Annotated in this window: 14 protein-coding genes; 8 read left to right on the top strand and 6 right to left on the bottom strand. The window is 62.7% G+C overall.

Annotation, left to right across the window (positions count from 1 at the left end):
• Positions 1-5: 5 nt before the first annotated feature.
• The 6 genes from rsmG to rpmH form a co-directional block, all read right to left on the bottom strand.
• Positions 6-689, bottom strand: a complete 684-nt coding sequence (gene rsmG / locus BFN03_RS18010) for a 16S rRNA (guanine(527)-N(7))-methyltransferase RsmG (protein WP_070380156.1) — start codon at positions 687-689, stop codon at positions 6-8.
• Positions 690-1537: 848 nt separating this feature from the next.
• Entirely contained in the window at positions 1538-2092 is a 555-nt protein-coding gene (locus BFN03_RS18000) for a Jag family protein (RefSeq protein WP_070380154.1), read from the bottom strand.
• A 19-nt stretch (positions 2093-2111) separates the two neighbouring features.
• Positions 2112-3215: a membrane protein insertase YidC gene (yidC, locus tag BFN03_RS17995; protein ID WP_070380153.1), complete on the bottom strand. Its 1104-nt coding sequence runs from the start codon at positions 3213-3215 to the stop codon at positions 2112-2114.
• A 4-nt stretch (positions 3216-3219) separates the two neighbouring features.
• Entirely contained in the window at positions 3220-3582 is a 363-nt protein-coding gene (gene yidD / locus BFN03_RS20320; RefSeq protein ID WP_084385682.1) for a membrane protein insertion efficiency factor YidD, read from the bottom strand.
• Positions 3579-3956 (bottom strand): ribonuclease P protein component, encoded by a 378-nt coding sequence (gene rnpA / locus BFN03_RS20315; protein WP_084385681.1) that lies wholly within the window; start codon positions 3954-3956, stop codon positions 3579-3581. Before rnpA ends, yidD begins: the two co-directional genes overlap by 4 nt.
• 28 nt (positions 3957-3984) lie before the next feature.
• Positions 3985-4128, bottom strand: a complete 144-nt coding sequence (gene rpmH, locus BFN03_RS20310) for a 50S ribosomal protein L34 (protein WP_006550910.1) — start codon at positions 4126-4128, stop codon at positions 3985-3987.
• Between the two features lie 730 nt (positions 4129-4858).
• Between rpmH and dnaA the strand changes: the two genes are divergently transcribed.
• From dnaA to BFN03_RS17950, 8 genes are all read left to right on the top strand, one after another.
• Complete coding sequence (gene dnaA / locus BFN03_RS17985) at positions 4859-6487, top strand: chromosomal replication initiator protein DnaA (protein WP_070380151.1); 1629 nt, start codon at positions 4859-4861, stop codon at positions 6485-6487.
• A gap of 697 nt (positions 6488-7184) precedes the next feature.
• Positions 7185-8369 carry a DNA polymerase III subunit beta gene (gene dnaN / locus BFN03_RS17980; protein WP_070381054.1) on the top strand — a complete coding sequence of 395 codons (1185 nt, stop codon included), beginning with the start codon at positions 7185-7187 and terminating at the stop codon, positions 8367-8369.
• Between the two features lie 64 nt (positions 8370-8433).
• A complete protein-coding gene (gnd, locus tag BFN03_RS17975; RefSeq protein ID WP_070380150.1) occupies positions 8434-9345 on the top strand; it encodes a phosphogluconate dehydrogenase (NAD(+)-dependent, decarboxylating) in 912 nt (303 codons plus the stop codon).
• Positions 9346-10599, top strand: a complete 1254-nt coding sequence (recF, locus tag BFN03_RS17970; RefSeq protein WP_070380149.1) for a DNA replication/repair protein RecF — start codon at positions 9346-9348, stop codon at positions 10597-10599.
• A complete protein-coding gene (locus BFN03_RS17965) occupies positions 10589-11146 on the top strand; it encodes a DUF721 family protein (protein WP_070380148.1) in 558 nt (185 codons plus the stop codon). Before recF ends, BFN03_RS17965 begins: the two co-directional genes overlap by 11 nt.
• A 254-nt stretch (positions 11147-11400) precedes the next feature.
• On the top strand, positions 11401-13443 hold the full coding sequence (gene gyrB / locus BFN03_RS17960; RefSeq protein WP_070381053.1) for a DNA topoisomerase (ATP-hydrolyzing) subunit B: 2043 nt from the start codon (positions 11401-11403) through the stop codon (positions 13441-13443).
• Positions 13444-13867: 424 nt separating this feature from the next.
• Positions 13868-16858: a sensor histidine kinase gene (locus tag BFN03_RS17955; protein WP_070380147.1), complete on the top strand. Its 2991-nt coding sequence runs from the start codon at positions 13868-13870 to the stop codon at positions 16856-16858.
• Positions 16858-17274, top strand: coding sequence for a roadblock/LC7 domain-containing protein (locus tag BFN03_RS17950; RefSeq protein WP_070380146.1), 417 nt, complete (start codon positions 16858-16860; stop codon positions 17272-17274). The genes BFN03_RS17955 and BFN03_RS17950 overlap by 1 nt, the downstream gene beginning before the upstream one ends.
• Positions 17275-17287 lie beyond the last annotated feature (13 nt).

Genomic DNA, 17287 nt, shown 5'->3' with positions numbered 1-17287 from the left:
TCCCGTCATCTACGATGACGGCGTTTTGGTACTCGTTCCGCCTTCACCACAACTGTGGGCACGGGAAGCAAGCCCACTCCGCACTCGATGATCTCCAAGTTCCCCGCGCCCATACGAGTGAGGGCAGCGCGGTCGCGAGAGATCTCTTCGGCGGCGCTTGAACCTTTCAATGCGAGCATTCTCCCATGTTCATGGATCAGCGGTAGCGACCATTTGGCGAGTTTCTCCAACGGTGCCACAGCGCGGGAGGTCACCACGTCCGCACCCCCAGCCTCTTTGATCACGCCCGACTCTTCGGCTCGCCCTCGAACCACCAAGATGTCCAGCCCGTTCGACTCCACGAACTCGGCTAGATATATAGATCGTCGCAGGAGCGGTTCGACCAAAGTGATGTGGAGATCGGGCCGTGCGATGGAAAGGGGAATTCCAGGTAGCCCCGCACCGCTGCCAACGTCGACGACGGATTCACCCTCGGCAATCAACTCACTGACGACGGCGCAGTTCAGAAGGTGCCGTTCCCAGAGACGAGGTACCTCACGAGGACCGATCAGACCTCGTTCGACGCCGTCGCTAGCGAGCGACTTATGATAGCGTTCCGCGATTTCGAATCGTTCACCGAACACCTGACGTGCCGCCGCTTGTTCGTCCCATTCGGCTAGCCCTTCACCCTGTGGTTCCACGTGGAACATTTTCTCGCGAAGAACGTGAAGTCAGCAAATTCAGCCTCTCTATTATTCGGCTCGTTCATGAACGCGCCTCCTACCGACGGGCAGCTACACGAGGTGTTGCTGGCTTTCCTTTAACTCCGGTGAGTACGGGCATCCGGGTGTTTCACGTGAAACGGCCGCGTCGGCGTTGCATCTGCGAACCCCCGCCGCAGTCGCCCCTTCCGTCCGCCATCCCGCACCGAGACCCTCCACACACCGAGAAGTTCGGTGACGCGAGACGTGTCCGCGACGACGCTGCGTGAACCGAGTTGGTTGTTTCACGTGGAACAGTGCGGCAACGGATGTCGTCGATTCAGAATCTGCGAGAGGCCGATTCAGAAGCTGGGAGAGAAGGAAGCGGCGCGGCTGACGGTCTCGAGAGCCGCGACCACTTCACCGATCGCGGACGTGTCCCCGCTTCGCAATCATCACTGTGACGAAATGGCTGCAGGGGTCGACCTAGCCTAAACTGCAACCGAATTCCGGTCTCGACGAACGGAAACCGTACCGCCGCGAACGAAACGGTCACTCTTGAGCCCGCCCATGACAGCTTCCGACTCACCTACCTATTCGCACTCGAGTGCACCCACTCACGTGGGGTGTCCAAGTTGGCTGTCGAGTGGCTGCAGCAGTTGGTGCTGCAACCACAGTGCTCCGAACAGTCCGCAGCGGAAAGGAGTCGTGGCGCGAGGCTAGGGAAGAGTTAGAGAGGGGAGGGGCTTGTGTTTCACGTGAAACACAACACCACCACCGTGATACAGGGGAAGACGCAAAGAAGGCGAGGAACCCGGACGCTAATCCCGGAACCTCGCCTTCGGCGGCTGGGTCGATCAGTCTTTGATCACAACTACACGGCGTGACGGCTCAGCGCCCTCGCTTTCGCTCGAAACGCCCTCGATCTTCGCGACTGCGTCATGCACGATTTTCCGCTCGAACGGCGTCATCGGAGACAACTCCTCACGCTCACCGCTCTCGAGGACTCGGCGGGCCGCAGATACGCCGAGTTCGGTGAGTTCCGCACGCCGGCCGGCGCGCCACCCCGCGACGTCGAGCATGAGACGACTACGCTCGCCGGTTGTCTGCTGCACTGCAAGGCGCGTCAGTTCCTGGAGTGCATCGAGCACCTCACCCTTCCGCCCGACCAATTTGGTGAGATCGTCGCCGCCGTCGATGCTGACCATGGCACGATCACCCTCGACGTCCAGGTCGATATCACCATCGAAGTCGAGTACGTCGAGCAACTGCTCCAGGTAGTCGCCGGCGATTTCTCCCTCTTCGATCAGCAGGTCATCAGAATCGGCGTCCAACTCGGCGTCCAGATTCTGCGCCGGCGCAGTGTCGTCCATCCCATCTCCGTCAACTGCGATGTCAGGCTCAATAGCCATGCTCATTCTCTTTTCTGAATCAGCGCCGCTTGCGCTTGGAGGACTTTCCACGGTTGGACTGAGGGCGGCTACCAGGCTTCGGCTTCGACCCACCCTGAGTTGAAGCACCGCCGACCGCCTGATCAGTGGAGTCGTCGCTATTGACCTTCTCCGAGTCGTCCTGGCCGGACGAACCATTCGTTGCTGCGGCTCCAGACTTCTTCTTCTTGGAGAGATCCGGTCGCGCCCCGGGCTTGGGGGCGTTCTCTGCTCGACGCGCCATTGCCGCCTGCTTCTTCTCTTCCTCTTCGGCGTCGATTCGGCGGAAGACGATGTGCTGCTGTCCGTAGGTCCAGATGTTGTTACTCACCCAGTACAGCAGAATTGCGATGGGCAGGAACGGTCCACCAACCAGAACACCGAGCGGGAACACATAGAGCGCGAGCTTGTTCATGATGGCCGACTGCGGATTCGCAGCAGCCTCGGGACTCTGTCGCGCCACCGACGCGCGTGAATTGAAGTGCGTTGCGATGCTCGCGATGATCATCAGCGGAACCGCCACAACAGCAATATTCAGGACGGTGGGAATCGGCCCATACGCGGCGAATGCGTCGAGCTGCGCTTTCGGCATCGTGATCCATGCCGAAATGGGAGCGCCGAACAGACGGGCGCTCAGGAAGGATTGAACGTCGTCGACACCGAAGAAGTAGTTCGGTGTGTTGGCATTGGCCTCGACCGAAAGGCCTACCTGACCGAAGCCGGTGCCGGTGCGGTTGAACGAACGCAGGACGTGAAACAAGCCGATGAACACGGGCGCCTGCGCCAGCACGGGGAGGCAGCCCATGATCGGGTTGAACCCGTGTTCCTTCTGTAGCTTCTGCATCTCGGCCGCCTGCCGCTGGCGGTCACCCGAGTACTTTTTCTGCAGCGCCTTGATCTGCGGTTGCAACTCCTGCATCTGCCTCGTCGTCCGGACCTGCTTGACGAAGGGCTTGTACAGAACTGCGCGAAGGGTGAATACAAGAAACACCACGGACAGCGCCCACGTGATGCCGTTGTCAGGGCCCAGGAAGGGAATCGCCCCGAACACCTTGTGCCAGACCCACAGGATCCCGGACACCGGGTAGTAAATGAAGTCGAGCACGGCTCTAGGTACTCCTCTGTTCGTCCACTTTCACAGGACAGCGATCATGGCTTCCCGGACGCTGGTCGGGGACCGAATCCGGCCCACCCGGGACCGGGTCCCACCCACCAGGGTGCCAGGGGGCGCATTTCAACAACCGAACCACCGTCAGAACGAGGCCCTTGATCGCCCCGTGGGTCCGTAATGCTTCCACTGCGTACTCACTACAGGTTGGCATAAACCTGCAGGTCGGCAGCCTCAGGGGGGACACATATGTCCGATAGAGCTCAATGAAGAAGATGAGAATCTGCGCCGGAACCGCACGAACTGACACCCACGCCGATCTTGCCGACGAGGTGGCGCTCGACTTGCCCAGTGCGCTGTTCATGCGGAGTTACTTACGGGCGCAAGAAGATTCAATCGATGAAGACCTGCACGCAGTTGCTTGTCCAGATCCCGACTGCTAGCGGTTGCGGCTCCAGGAAGGGCCCGAATCACCACATCAGTACCGACGGGGACCGTCTCTAACAGGTCCATGCACACATGACGAAGCCGGCGTGCGACTCGATGACGAATCACCGCCGGCCCGACAGCCTTACTCACGACGAGTCCGAATCGGGGACCGCCATTGCTCACCAGCTCGCCCGCCTGTACACGGTCAAATGCATGTACAACCAGGTCACCTCTACCAACCCGGCGACCGCGTCGTACGGTCAAGGAAAAATCCGAATGACGACGTAGCCGGTTCGGCTCAGGCAGCACCCCAAGCTCCTGATCCCGGGATTCGGGATCAGGCTGTGAGGGATGCGCGGCCCTTGCGGCGGCGTGCCGAAACGATTGCACGGCCCGCACGGGTCCGCATACGAAGACGGAAGCCGTGAACGCGCGCGCGGCGTCGGTTGTTCGGCTGGAACGTCCGCTTGCCCTTGGCCACGGTCAACACTCCTCGAGATTCTTCGACGCCTCCCGGCGCCATGGTTCAAACATTGGCAAAATTCAACTGCCCGTGCACGGTGGGTGAAACAATTTCGCTAGGCGCTCGAGCCAGCACGAAACCGCCACCTCACCACAGGGTGACCGTTCGAGAGTACTTATCACGGACAGTCAGGTCAAACTCGCTCGACTGTCACCCCCCAACCAGCCGCGGGCCGACACGCCGAAGATCGGCAAATGCTTGCAACCGAAATTCAATGCTTCAAACCGCTGTGAGGTTGCCGACACAATTGCTAGCGTCTATGCATGGTCTTGCCGATGAACCCTGATCGAGTGTCGAGTCCTCGACTTCACCGTTCTCATCTGCACATTCAGCACACTTCATCCACAGGTAACCGATGGTGTGCCAGTCCAGATCACCACGAGACCAGCTGACGACCCTCATTTCCCACGTCGGCGAATCCGCACAACCCATATTCGTCCACATAATCGCAGGTCAGCGCCCTGGATTTTGTCCACATGGCGCGAACCTGCGCCTGTAGACAGATGCCTGCAATTACTCCACATCTGTGGATAATTGTGTGGAAACACAGTTCAGATGGCATATTCGTAGACTCGTACGGGTCCATCCTCAGGTCGGGGATCTCCCATCTTCACCTCGGCACCGGCACCGCCATCTCTACTCGGCACCGCCCGACGCCGAGTCCGCGAACAAACTGGGGAGGAACCACGTGAACGACGATCCGAATGCGCTCGCCCGGATCTGGATCGACGTCGTCGCAGACCTCACGTCCGATGCGCCCGGCGGAGATCTACCACCGTTGACCAGGGGACAGAAGGCCTGGTTGGCGCTCGTCAAGCCACTGACGCTGGCTCAAGGATTCGCTCTCCTGTCTGTGCCGTCTCCCTTCGCTCAAGAAGCGATCGAGCGGGATCTTCGTGAACCGATCCTGCACGCGCTGGGCCGCCATCTCGGCGAGCAGGTGGAAGGAATCGGCGTTCGGATTGCCGCTCCTGTCGACGACGAACCCGCGAGCGAACAGTCGGTGTCCGAACCACCCGTATCAGACCCCGCTCCTCGAGCCCACCTCGAGGACTCGGAACCGATCCATCCGCCCCAGCATCTCGAGTCTCACCCTCTCGAGCCCTCGGGGGCGAATTCCACGTCGTTCCGCCGGCGCCGGTTCGGCTCTGACGATCAGTCCTTCCCCGACACCACGGACTCCGAAGAAGTGGACGACGACAGTGAGGCACTGGCGAGCGTCCACGAGTCGTGGCCGTCGTACTTCACCAAGCCGCCCTCCGGTCCCACGCCCGCAGCGACCGGGGGAAACAGTCTCAATGCGAAGTACACGTTCGACACGTTCGTGATCGGATCTTCCAACCGGTTCGCTCACGCCGCCGCGGTCGCAATCGCGGAGGCACCGGCCAGGGCGTACAACCCGCTGTTCGTGTGGGGGGCCTCAGGACTCGGCAAGACCCACCTTCTGCACGCAGCCGGCCACTACGCCCAACGGTTGTTTCCAGGAATGCGGGTCAAGTACGTCTCCACCGAGGAGTTCACCAACGACTTCATCAACAGCCTCCGCGACGACCGCAAGGTGGCATTCAAGCGCCGCTATCGCGAAACCGATGTGCTGTTGGTGGACGACATCCAGTTCATCGAGGGCAAGGAAGGTATCCAGGAAGAGTTCTTCCACACCTTCAACACACTGCACAACTCGAACAAGCAGATCGTCGTGTCCTCGGACCGTCCGCCGAAGCAGTTGGCCACCCTCGAGGAACGCCTCAGGACTCGCTTCGAATGGGGCCTGATCACCGACGTTCAGCCGCCGGAACTCGAGACCCGCATTGCCATCCTCAGCAAGAAGGCCCGAATGGACCGGCTCGAGGTGCCCGACGACGTCCTCGAGTTAATCGCCTCACGGATCGAACGCAACATCCGGGAGCTCGAGGGTGCTCTCATTCGCGTGACGGCCTTCGCCTCCCTCAACCGTCAACCCCTCGACCTCACCCTGGCCGAAGTCGTTCTGCGTGATCTCATGCCCGATTCGTCCAGCCTCGAGATCAACGCCGCCACGATCATGGCGGTCACCGCGGAGTACTTCAACATGTCCATCGACGACCTGTGCGGTCCAGGAAAGGCCCGGCCGCTCGCCCAGGCACGACAGATCTCCATGTACCTGTGTCGTGAGCTCACCGACCTGTCATTACCGAAGATCGGCCAGACGTTCGGCCGCGACCACACCACCGTCATGTATGCGGACAAGAAGATTCGCAAAGAGATGACGGAGCGCCGGAAGGTCTACGACCAGGTCCAGGAGCTCACTGCACGCATCAAGCAGCGATCCAAGAGGTAGATCCGACGATCTCGCGCGTCTCTCCTGTGCCCCGGTAGCCGGTCCTCGGCCACTACCGGGGCACAGGCCGTTTCCGGGGCTTGGGACTACACCGCGGGCCCCTCGAACGTCTCTCGAGGGCCCGGTCGGATGACGCCTCGAGCGAGCGCTCGAGGGGGCCTCGAGGTATCGCTCGAGCGGATCCTCGAGGGTGTGCTCGAGCGGGCGCTTGGGGTCGAGCGGGGCGGATCCCGATCGGACACGCCAAGGCAACACGCCGAGGCTGTGACCAGGAATTGAAGATTCACACCTGTGGATAAGTGTGGGGATTGGGTGGAATCTCTGTGGACAGAACGTGAAGAACTTTGAACAACCTCGAGTAGTCCACATGGGTGCAGAATTGGTCCTCGAGTCCGTCCTCGAGAATTCCACATACATCGGCGCAGACCGACCAGCGACTACACCGGTTCGTCCACAGATTCCACAGCGCCTAATAGTACTTCTTATCAATCTCTCTAAGAAACTCTTTGAAAACAGGGTTGGGGATTGGGTCGGTTCACAGGCCTCCATGAGAGACTCGAGGACAAGACCGTTCTGCTTTCAAGTTCGTCCTCGAGGGCATACGGTTATGCATCGTCGCTCTGTGTAAGACTGCAGTGCTTCGGTCACTGCCCGACCGTGGCGAACAACCGTGCCTACCGAGAGGAACAACCCGGCGATGGAGCTTGGAAGCCTGAAGTTTCGTGTCTCCCGGGAAGAATTCGCTGAGTCAGTGACGTGGGTCGCTCGGAGTCTGCCGTCGAGGCCTCCAGTGCCTGTTCTCGGCGGGGTTCTCCTGGATGCGACCGAACAAGGGTTGACGGTTTCTGGATTCGACTACGAGGTATCGGCCCAAGTTCGGGTCGCTGCGGAGGTCGGGAGCGCCGGGCAGGTGCTGGTGTCCGGCAAGCTACTCGCCGACATCACCAAGTCCCTCCCCAACAAGCCGGTCGACGTGACGCTCGAGGGCAGTCGTGTCCTGATCACCTGTGGGAGCGCCAAGTTCTCCCTCCCGACCATGCCGGTCGAGGACTACCCCCAGCTTCCGCAGTTGCCGTCGCAGACCGGCTCTATCCCGGTAGACGTGTTCTCGGAGGCTGTCGGGCAGGTCGCCGTAGCCGCCGGCAAGGATGACACCCTTCCGATGCTCACGGGTATTCGCGTGGAGATCGAGGGCAACGCCATCGTCCTCGCCGCCACGGATCGGTTTCGTCTCGCAGTCCGTGAACTCGAGTGGTCACCAGCCAGCTCAGACACGACGGCAGCGGTCCTGGTTCCGGCGAGGACTCTTTCGGAGGCGGCGAAAACTCTTACCGGAGACGCCACTTCACCGGTTGAGCTCGCTCTCGGTTCCGGCCCGTCGGTCGGCAACGACGGACTGCTCGGCATCGTGAACGGCGGCCGGCGCAACACCACCCGACTACTCGACGCCGAGTTCCCGAAGTTCCGGCAACTACTGCCGTCCGAACACACAGCGATGGCCACGGTCGAGGTCGCTCCGCTCGTCGATGCCATCAAGCGTGTGGCGTTGGTCGCCGAACGTGGCGCGCAAGTCCGACTCCAGTTCTCCACCGAAGGTCTCTTACTCTCCGCCGGCGGCGACGACGCCGGCCGTGCCGAGGAAGGACTGAACGCCGTCTTCCGAGGTGAACCGCTCACCATCGCCTTCAATCCGGGTTACCTGCTCGACGGATTGTCCTCGCTGCACAGCGAGGAGGTGCTGTTCGGATTCACGACGCCAAGTCGTCCCGCGGTGCTGCGCCCGGGAACCGAGGACGAGATCGAACCCAACGATTCCGGCAACTTCACGGCTCCGGAGAGTGCATACACGTACCTGCTGATGCCGGTTCGGCTTCCCGGCTGACCGCCGACAGTCTCGAACCCGGGGTACTGCCGCAGCAAATCTCAGCGAGTGGACGGAGATCACGATGATGATCGGGTTGGTCGGGCTCGGGAAAATGGGATTCAACATGCGCGAGCGACTGCGCGCGCATGGGCACGAGGTAGTCGGCTTCGATCCCCGGCCCGAGGTCACGGATGTGGCGTCGCTGTCCGAACTCGTGCAGCGACTCGAGACTCCCCGCATCGTCTGGTTGATGGTGCCGGCAGGAAGGATCACCCGGGACACCGTGACGCAGCTGTCGTCGGAACTCGAGTCGGGGGACCTGGTGATCGACGGCGGAAACTCGCGATACACCGACGATCAGGTGCACGGCGAGATGCTCGGATCGCGCGGAATCGGCTACCTCGACTGTGGTGTTTCCGGTGGCGTCTGGGGGCTCGACAACGGCTACGGGTTGATGGTCGGCGGGGCGGATGCGGATGTCGAGCGCGCACTCCCGATCTTCGACGCGCTGCGCCCCGAGGGTGAGCGTGCGGACGGGTTCGTTCACGCGGGTCCGATCGGAGCAGGTCACTACGCGAAGATGATCCACAATGGCATCGAGTACGGATTGATGCAGGCCTACGCGGAAGGCTATGAACTGCTCGAAGCAGAGGAGCTCGTCACCGATGTCCACGGTGTGCTTCGTGCCTGGACGAAGGGTACCGTCGTCCGCTCGTGGCTGTTGGAACTACTCGTGAAGGCGCTCGCGGACGATCCTGAGTTCGCCGAGATTTCCGGTTATGCAGCTGATTCCGGCGAGGGCCGCTGGACGGTACAGGAAGCCGTAGAGCACGCCGTTCCGGCGCCGGTGATTTCCGCTGCTCTGTTTGCGCGGTTCGGATCTCGCCAGGAGGATTCCCCTGCAATGAAGGCCGTCGCGGCGCTACGCAACCAATTCGGCGGGCACACGGTGCACAAGGCGTCCTACGACGAAGAAGCCGGTTCTGGACTATAGGTGTTCGTTCGCGCACTCTCACTCAGAGACTTCCGTTCCTGGGACGCACTCGCTCTCGACCTGCGGCCCGGTTGCACCGTCTTTATCGGACCCAACGGTCAAGGAAAGACGAACATCCTCGAGGCGCTGGGGTACCTGTCCACGCTGTCCTCGCATCGGGTGAGTTCGGACGCCCCGTTGATCAGGTCGGAAACCACTCGAGCGTTCACTGCAGCGACGGTTGTCAACGCCGGCAGAGAACTGACCGTCGATCTCGAACTCAACGAAGGAAAATCCAACAAGGCGCGGATCAACCAGTCGCCCACACGGCGTCCGCGAGAGGTTCTGGGGATTCTTCAAACGGTGCTGTTCGCTCCGGAAGATCTGTCACTCGTCCGCGGAGACCCCGGCGATCGACGCCGCTACCTCGATGAACTACTCACCACTCGGATACCCCGGATGGCTGCGGTGCGGGCCGACTACGACCGGGTGCTGAGGCAGCGTTCGGCACTGCTCAAGACTGCGGGTGGGACGCTGCGACGGGCAGGACGCGGAAGTGGGGAAGGCGCCAGTGCCCTTGCGACACTGGACGTATGGGACGGGCATCTCGCAGCCCACGGAGCCCAACTCCTCGCCGGGCGGATCCATCTCGTGCATGAACTCGCCCCGCATCTGACTCGGTCGTACCATTCGCTGGCACCCGAGTCGAGGACTGCGAGTATTCGCTATCGCTCGAGCCTCGGAAATTCGCTGCCGCCGGAGTTCCTTGATCCCGCACGGCCGCCGGAAGCAGGCGATATCGCCCTTCTGGAGGAGCGCATCCTGCATGAACTGTCCGTGATGAGGCCGAAGGAGATCGATCGTGGTGTGTGCCTGGTCGGTCCTCATCGTGACGATCTGGAACTACACCTCGGCGATACCCTGGCCAAGGGATTCGCAAGTCACGGGGAGTCGTGGTCGGTTGCGCTGTCGATGCGACTGGCCGCGTTCGCTCTGTTGCGCTCGGACGGCAGCGATCCGGTGCTCATGCTCGACGACGTGTTCGCCGAACTGGACCTCCGCCGGAGGAGGGCACTGGCCGAGATCGCCGTGGATGCTGAACAGGTTCTGATCACCGCAGCGGTCGCCGAAGATGTTCCGCGAGAACTCGACGCCGTTCGCTTCGGCGTACAGGCTCGCGACACCGACCGCGGAAGGGTTTCGTGTATCACAGAGACCGAGGGAGGTCTCGAGTATCGCCAGCAGACAGCAAGGGAGGTTGGTCATGACCGATGACGCCGAACCCGCAAGCGACATGCCGGAACCAGAGGTCAAGGGAATCGACCTTGCCCGCCGAGCGCTCGAGGAGGCTCGGGCGGCGGCTAAGGCCAGTGGAAAATCCGTCGGTCAGGGCCGCCGATCCGGATCCGGGGTACGGAGGCTGCGAGCCCGAGGTCGACGCGGGTGGTCGGGTCCGGGCCCCGACGATCGCGATCCACAACCGTTTGGGGCCCTGACCAGCGCGCTGGCGAAGCAACGTGGTTGGTCGCCCAAGGTATCCGAAGGGGCGGTGCTCGGTAGGTGGGCCCAGGTGGTCGGTGAGGACATCGCTGCGCATGCAGAACCGACAGGGCTTCGAGAGGGGGTGCTGAGTATCTCAGCGGAGTCCACGGCGTGGGCGACGCAGCTTCGAATGATGCAGTCGCAGATTCTCGCGAAGATCGCCGCCTCGGTCGGAAACGGTGTGGTGACGTCGTTGCGAGTCACCGGACCGACTGCTCCGAGTTGGCGCAAGGGCGAACGACATATTCGGGGGAGAGGGCCGCGCGACACCTACGGGTAGGCGGGACCGCAGGTCCTCCGGCACCGAGCAACACCGTGTCCAGGAGTGCGTCATCGTAGGTTTTCACTCCGTTGATGCCTTGAAAATTCGTCTACGGGGCACTCAGGGGTGTCGGATCGCGCTTCTGAGGCCGGTGTACCAGTAGGATGGCCGAGGTAACTAGCGGCACGATTCCCGATTTCGTCTCCTGCGGCCCGGCACGGGTGGCAGGCGCGCGCTTCGGGCACTGGACGGAGAAGGAGAGCTACCCACCCGTGGCTGCCCAGAAGTCAGACATCAAAAACCCCAACAAGGACTACGGCGCTTCGTCCATCACCGTCCTCGAAGGGCTCGAAGCAGTACGCAAGCGACCGGGCATGTACATCGGCTCCACCGGTGAACGCGGTCTGCACCACTTGATCTGGGAAGTGGTCGACAACTCGGTCGACGAGGCGATGGCAGGCCACGCCAGCAAGGTCGAGATCACCCTCCTCGAAGACGGTGGCGTCCAGGTCGTCGACGACGGTCGAGGCATCCCGGTCGGTATGCACGCCTCGGGTATCCCCACCGTCGAAGTCGTCCTCACCCAGCTTCACGCCGGTGGCAAGTTCGACTCCGATTCCTACGCCGTCTCCGGTGGTCTGCACGGTGTCGGTATCTCCGTCGTCAACGCGCTGTCCAGTCGGCTCGAGGTCGACATCAACCGCGATGGATACAACTGGAACCAGTCCTACGTCGATTCCAAGCCCGGCGAACTCGTCAAAGGTGACGCCACCAAGGAGACCGGAACTACGGTCCGATTCTGGTCGGATCCCAACGTCTTCGAGACCACGGTCTACAACTTCGAGACTGTTGCCCGGCGACTCCAGGAGATGGCCTTCCTGAACAAGGGCCTCACCATCACCCTGACCGACGAGCGCGTCAGTGCGGCAGAGGTCACCGAGGACGTGGTCAGCCAGGTCGCCGATGCGCCCATGAGCGCAGAGGACGAGTCGGCGCAGGCCGAGGCAGCGGCCACGCCGAAGGTGAAGACTCGCGTCTATCACTATCCGGGTGGGCTCGAGGACTACGTCCGGCACATCAACCGCACCAAGGCGCCGATCCACAACTCCGTCGTCGGCTTCACGGCGAAGGGAACCGGGCACGAACTCGAGGTCGCGATGCAGTGGAACTCGGGTTACTCGGAATCGGTGCACACCTTTGCCAACACCATCAACACCCATGAGGGCGGAACCCACGAGGAGGGCTTCCGCTCCGCGCTGACTGCCACGGTGAACAAGTACGCCCTGGACAAGAAACTCCTGAAGGACAAGGACCCGAAGCTCACCGGTGACGACATCCGTGAAGGTCTCGCGGCGATCATCTCGGTCAAGGTCGGTGAACCACAGTTCGAGGGTCAGACGAAGACGAAGCTCGGAAACACCGAGGTCCGGTCTTTCGTCCAGAAGGCGAGCAACGAGCACCTGTCGCACTGGTTCGAGTCGAACCCTGCAGATGCCAAGACGATCGTGAACAAGGCCGTGTCCTCGGCGCAGGCCCGTGTGGCCGCACGGAAGGCACGCGAACTCGTCCGGCGAAAGAGCGCCACCGACTTGGGCGGCCTGCCGGGCAAGCTTGCCGACTGCCGTTCCAACGATCCGCGCAAGTCCGAGATCTACATCGTGGAGGGTGATTCCGCCGGCGGTTCGGCCAAATCCGGTCGGGACTCGATGTACCAGGCGATCCTGCCGTTGCGCGGCAAGATCATCAACGTCGAGAAGGCCCGCATCGACCGCGTTCTGAAGAATACCGAGGTCCAGTCGATCATCACCGCGTTCGGTACGGGCATCCACGACGAGTTCGACATCGCCAAGTTGCGGTACCACAAGATCGTGCTGATGGCCGACGCCGACGTCGACGGTCAGCACATCGCGACGCTGCTGCTCACGCTGTTGTTCCGGTTCATGCGACCCCTCGTCGAACAGGGACACGTATTCCTGGCCCAGCCCCCGTTGTACAAGCTGAAGTGGCAGCGCAACGACCCCGAGTTCGCCTATTCGGATCGTGAGCGCGATGCGCTCGTCCAGGCAGGTATCGAAGCCGGCAAGAAGATCAACAAGGACGACGGCATCCAGCGTTACAAGGGTCTCGGCGAGATGAACGCCAAGGAACTGTGGGAGACCACGATGGATCCGTCGGCGCGTGTGCTGCGCCTGGTGACACTCGACGACGCGGCGGCAGCAGACGAGCTGTTCAGCGTGCTCATGGGTGAGGACGTCGAGGCCCGCCGGAGCTTCATCACCCGCAACGCGAAGGACGTCCGCTTCCTCGACGTCTAGGGCGCACCTGACAAAGATCAGCGAGTTCGAACAGTCACCGGTGACCGAAAGGCGCCGGTGACTGTCTTCGTCTTGTGGGTGATTTGTCTCGATCGTGCTGGTTGGGGACACCGCCCCGAACGCCGATTGGGATTCTGTGTAGCGTGGGCCACTGATCGACGGACAGAAGGCAAGGGGAGGGACCTTCGGGTGGATGTTACTGAGAAGTACCTACGTGACCTAACTCTGTGGTAAGAATCTTTCGCACGAAGATGTGATGAATTCGTTACATTCGGAAACCGAGTGAATCGGCCAGTGCGTCGCATCGCGCAGTGGTGGATCGCTCCCTCCGTAGTCAGCGCGCCCGACCCATACGGCTTCGTGCCGCGGGCGTAGTCACGAGCACAGATCGGCGAGCTATGACTGGGTGGAAAGGAAGCGTGGGATGAGCGAGGAGTCGCCGCCCCGGGCCAAGTTCTGGGATATCGCGGGTTGGGGTCTGCGCTGGAAGGTCACTGCGGTTCTTGCGGTTCCCGTCACCGTTGCCATGGTGCTCGGCGGACTTCGAGTGCAGGCCGAGCTGAGCAAGGCCGTTCATTTCACCGAAGCGGCCGACTGGATCGCCGGCGTTCCGGACATCGTGGCCCTCGAGGCTGCAATGGGTACGGTGATCAGTGGTTACACCTCCAGGACTCTCCCTGAGGATGACCGGAAGACTGCGGCAGGGTTGATGGACAAAGTGTCCGAGCATGCCCGCAATCCCGAGCTGAACCCTGAGATCGCTGACGCCATCAACCAAACCGTCTCGGACGGTCGCGCACTCCTGGCTCTGATGGATTCACCAGGCGTCGCAACCGACCTTCTTGCCGAACGTCACCGCACGTTCTCCGACGGCCTCACCCGAGAAGTCGACGACATCGTGCGTCAGATCGACGACAGCGGTGTCATCGACAAGGGCTACCTGTTGAGTAATGCCTGGCAGGCGCAGCGCAAGCTCTTCGAGCAGGCGATGGGCAACGTTGCGGTTCTCGAGGCCTACGTTGCCCCGGACGGCCGCGAAAGGGCGCGTGAAGGCGAACTTCCCACCACGGCGATCGTCTCCGCTGCCGGTGCGGAATCGGGTTTGCTGGATCTCCTCGATCCCTACTACCCGCCGGACGACCCGCGTCTCGAGGCGCTGAGGGAAAACATCGCCGACCGGAACACCCTCGTCGACGAAGGTCTGCAGGAGGTGGCGCGTGGCGGTCCATTGCCTGTGCTTCAGACGCGAGCCTCGCTGATCGAGAGCCGCGACATCTACCACGAACTGACGAGCGAGGCTGCGCAAGATATTGCGTCGACCGTGCAAAGCCGTGCTTCCGAGACGCGGTCCGCTGCGCTGCGCGACACGGCGATCGTCCTCGGTACGCTGCTCACCGCTCTCGTTCTCGCGCTTCTCGTGTCGCGATCGCTGATCGGACCGATCCGTCGACTGCGGCACGGCGCCCTCAAGGCTGCCCGTCGCGATCTTCCCGAAGCGATCGAACAGATCAAAGCCAGTGACGACCCGCGCGCGTTGTCGTTCGAACCGGTGGCCGTGCACTCGTCCGAGGAGATCGGCCAGCTCGCCCGGGCTGTGGACGACATCCATGGGCAGGCACTGCGTCTCGCCGGCGAACAGGCCCAGTTGCGTCTGCGGATCAACGACATGTTCGAAACGCTGGCGCGCCGAAGTAAGTCGCTCGTCGACCAGCAGTTGAACCTCATCGAGAATCTCGAGTTCGAGGAGAAGGACCCGAAGCGACTCGAAAGCCTCTTTCGGCTCGACCACCTCGCGGCGCGTATGCGCCGAAACGGTGAGAACCTTCTGATCCTCGCCGGTACCCGTGTGCGTCGTTCACAGTCCGCGCCGATTGCACTCGGCGATGTGTTGCGCGCTGCGATCTCCGAGGTGGAGGACTACCAGCGGGTGCAGGTGGGTGCTACCCCGGAAGGTGCCCTCAGCGGCGCCGTCGCCACCGACGTCGTCCATCTCCTCGCCGAACTCGTCGACAACTCGCTTCGGGCTTCGCCGCCGGACACCGTGGTGACGTTCAGTTTCGCGCGTGCCGTGGACGGTGGTGTGCTGCTCGAGGTCGCGGACCGCGGAATCGGCATACCATCCAACGACCTGCGCGCAATCAACGAGCGCCTCGCGTCGGGTGGTGAGGTCGGTACCGAGACCGCGCGCCACATGGGGTTGTTCGTGGTGAGCCGGCTGGCGAAGCGGCACGGTCTCACCGTGCGCCTGCGGTCCACGTTCGATACCGCACGTAGCCCCGGCGTGACCGCCAGCATCCACATTCCGAACGCGTTGATCGTGACGCAAGAGGTAGGTCACACGACCGGCCCGCTGCGCAAGATACCCGACCCGACCCCGCGTAGCGGTATTCCGGCGACGGCTCCGCCGGGGGAACCGGGACGCCCACCGATCGCGGGCAACGGTCTGCCGGTTCGCGCTCAGCCAACGGCTTCTGCTCCGGCCTCGCCGACCCCTGCCCCCGTAGCTCAGGTAGCCCCGGTACCGCGCGCTGCCAGGGTGGTATCGGGCAACGGTCTGCCGCAACGCCAGCCTGGTGCCAGCGGTATCGCGGCCGGTGCGGGAGCCTCTGCCGGCCGCCCCACCGCGCAACTGAACGACGTGGTGAATGTCCGTGGGTCCGGCGCGATGCCGAAGCTGCCCGTGCGGCGGCGTCAGGTAACCGCATCTGAGCCGGCCAAGCGAGAGCCGCGCCCGGCACCTGCGACGCCGCAGTCGCCCCCGGCACCTGCGACGCCGGAGCCGCGCCCGGTGTCCGTGTTGCCGGAGCGCCAGGCGGAACCGGCCGAGCCGGAGCCGCAGTCGGTGCCCGCGTTGCCGGAGCGGCAGCCGGCGCCCGTGCCGCCGGAGCCACAGCTCGAGACCGGGGCAGAAGCGGAGCGCACCGCCGATCAGTCGGTGCCGGCGACCGAGTCTTCGAGCAGTGACGACCGGGAGCGGGTGCGCCACCGCTACCGCACCAACTCGGCGAAGACGGCCTCGTTCTTCCAGTCGCGTGTCGAGCCGGAACCGGCGGAGCCGCCCCAACGTCCCGCCGGCACTCCGATTTTCGCCGACATGGTGTCGGATTGGCTGACCGATCCGACCAGTGAAGAAGGTGCACCGGGCGTATGGCAGTCGGCCGGTGATGTCGGTTGGTCAGCCGCGGAACGGATCAGTTCGACGCCCGTCGAGGTCGATCCCGAAATCGGTTTGCCCAAGAGGAACCCCGGTGAGCGATTGCTTCCCGGCACCGTCGAAGGTGCCCACAACACGGCGACACTGCGTCGTGTGCGTGACCCTGAGACAATTCGCGCCAACCTCAGTCGGCACCAGCTTGGCGTACGAAACGGCAGGGCCACGAGGCTCGCGAATCGCAACAGCACTGAAGGAGATTGATGAATACCGCTCAAGGCCCCGACGTCACACGACCCCTCGACTGGTTGGTGTCGAACTTCGCCAGCGACGTACCGGGCGTCTCCCATGCCGTGCTCGTATCCGCCGATGGCCTTCTGATGGCCGCCAGCTCCCATCTTCCAATCGACCGGGCCGAGCAGTTGGCTGCCGTCACCTCCGGCCTCGCAAGTTTGTCGGCCGGGGTGTCCCGTCTCTTCGAAGGCGGCGGGGTGCTTCAGTCGGTGGTCGAGATGCAGCACGGCTATTTGCTGCTCATGAGTGTCGGTGACGGCTCGCATCTTGCGACCCTGACCGATTCCGAGTGCGACATCGGACAGGTGGGCTACGAGATGGCGATCCTGGTCGACCGCGTCGGCACATCTGTGCAGGCCACCGCCCGCACAACACAGGACCTCTGACCAGGGGCGTTCC

Source organism: Rhodococcus sp. WMMA185 (genome assembly GCF_001767395.1).
GTDB lineage: Bacteria > Actinomycetota > Actinomycetes > Mycobacteriales > Mycobacteriaceae > Rhodococcus_F.
Note: the sequence above shows the minus strand (reverse complement) of the source record. Positions and strands in the feature narration are given on the sequence as shown.

Excerpts from the sequence above, each read along its gene's own strand:
- rsmG (WP_070380156.1), bottom strand. The coding sequence starts at position 689 with ATGTTCCACGTGGAACCACAGGGTGAAGGGCTAGCCGAATGGGACGAA.
- BFN03_RS18000 (WP_070380154.1), bottom strand. The coding sequence starts at position 2,092 with ATGGCTATTGAGCCTGACATCGCAGTTGACGGAGATGGGATGGACGAC.
- yidD (WP_084385682.1), bottom strand. The coding sequence starts at position 3,582 with ATGAACAGCGCACTGGGCAAGTCGAGCGCCACCTCGTCGGCAAGATCG.
- dnaN (WP_070381054.1), top strand. The coding sequence starts at position 7,185 with ATGGAGCTTGGAAGCCTGAAGTTTCGTGTCTCCCGGGAAGAATTCGCT.
- gnd (WP_070380150.1), top strand. The coding sequence starts at position 8,434 with ATGATGATCGGGTTGGTCGGGCTCGGGAAAATGGGATTCAACATGCGC.
- BFN03_RS17965 (WP_070380148.1), top strand. The coding sequence starts at position 10,589 with ATGACCGATGACGCCGAACCCGCAAGCGACATGCCGGAACCAGAGGTC.
- BFN03_RS17955 (WP_070380147.1), top strand. The coding sequence starts at position 13,868 with ATGAGCGAGGAGTCGCCGCCCCGGGCCAAGTTCTGGGATATCGCGGGT.
- BFN03_RS17950 (WP_070380146.1), top strand. The coding sequence starts at position 16,858 with ATGAATACCGCTCAAGGCCCCGACGTCACACGACCCCTCGACTGGTTG.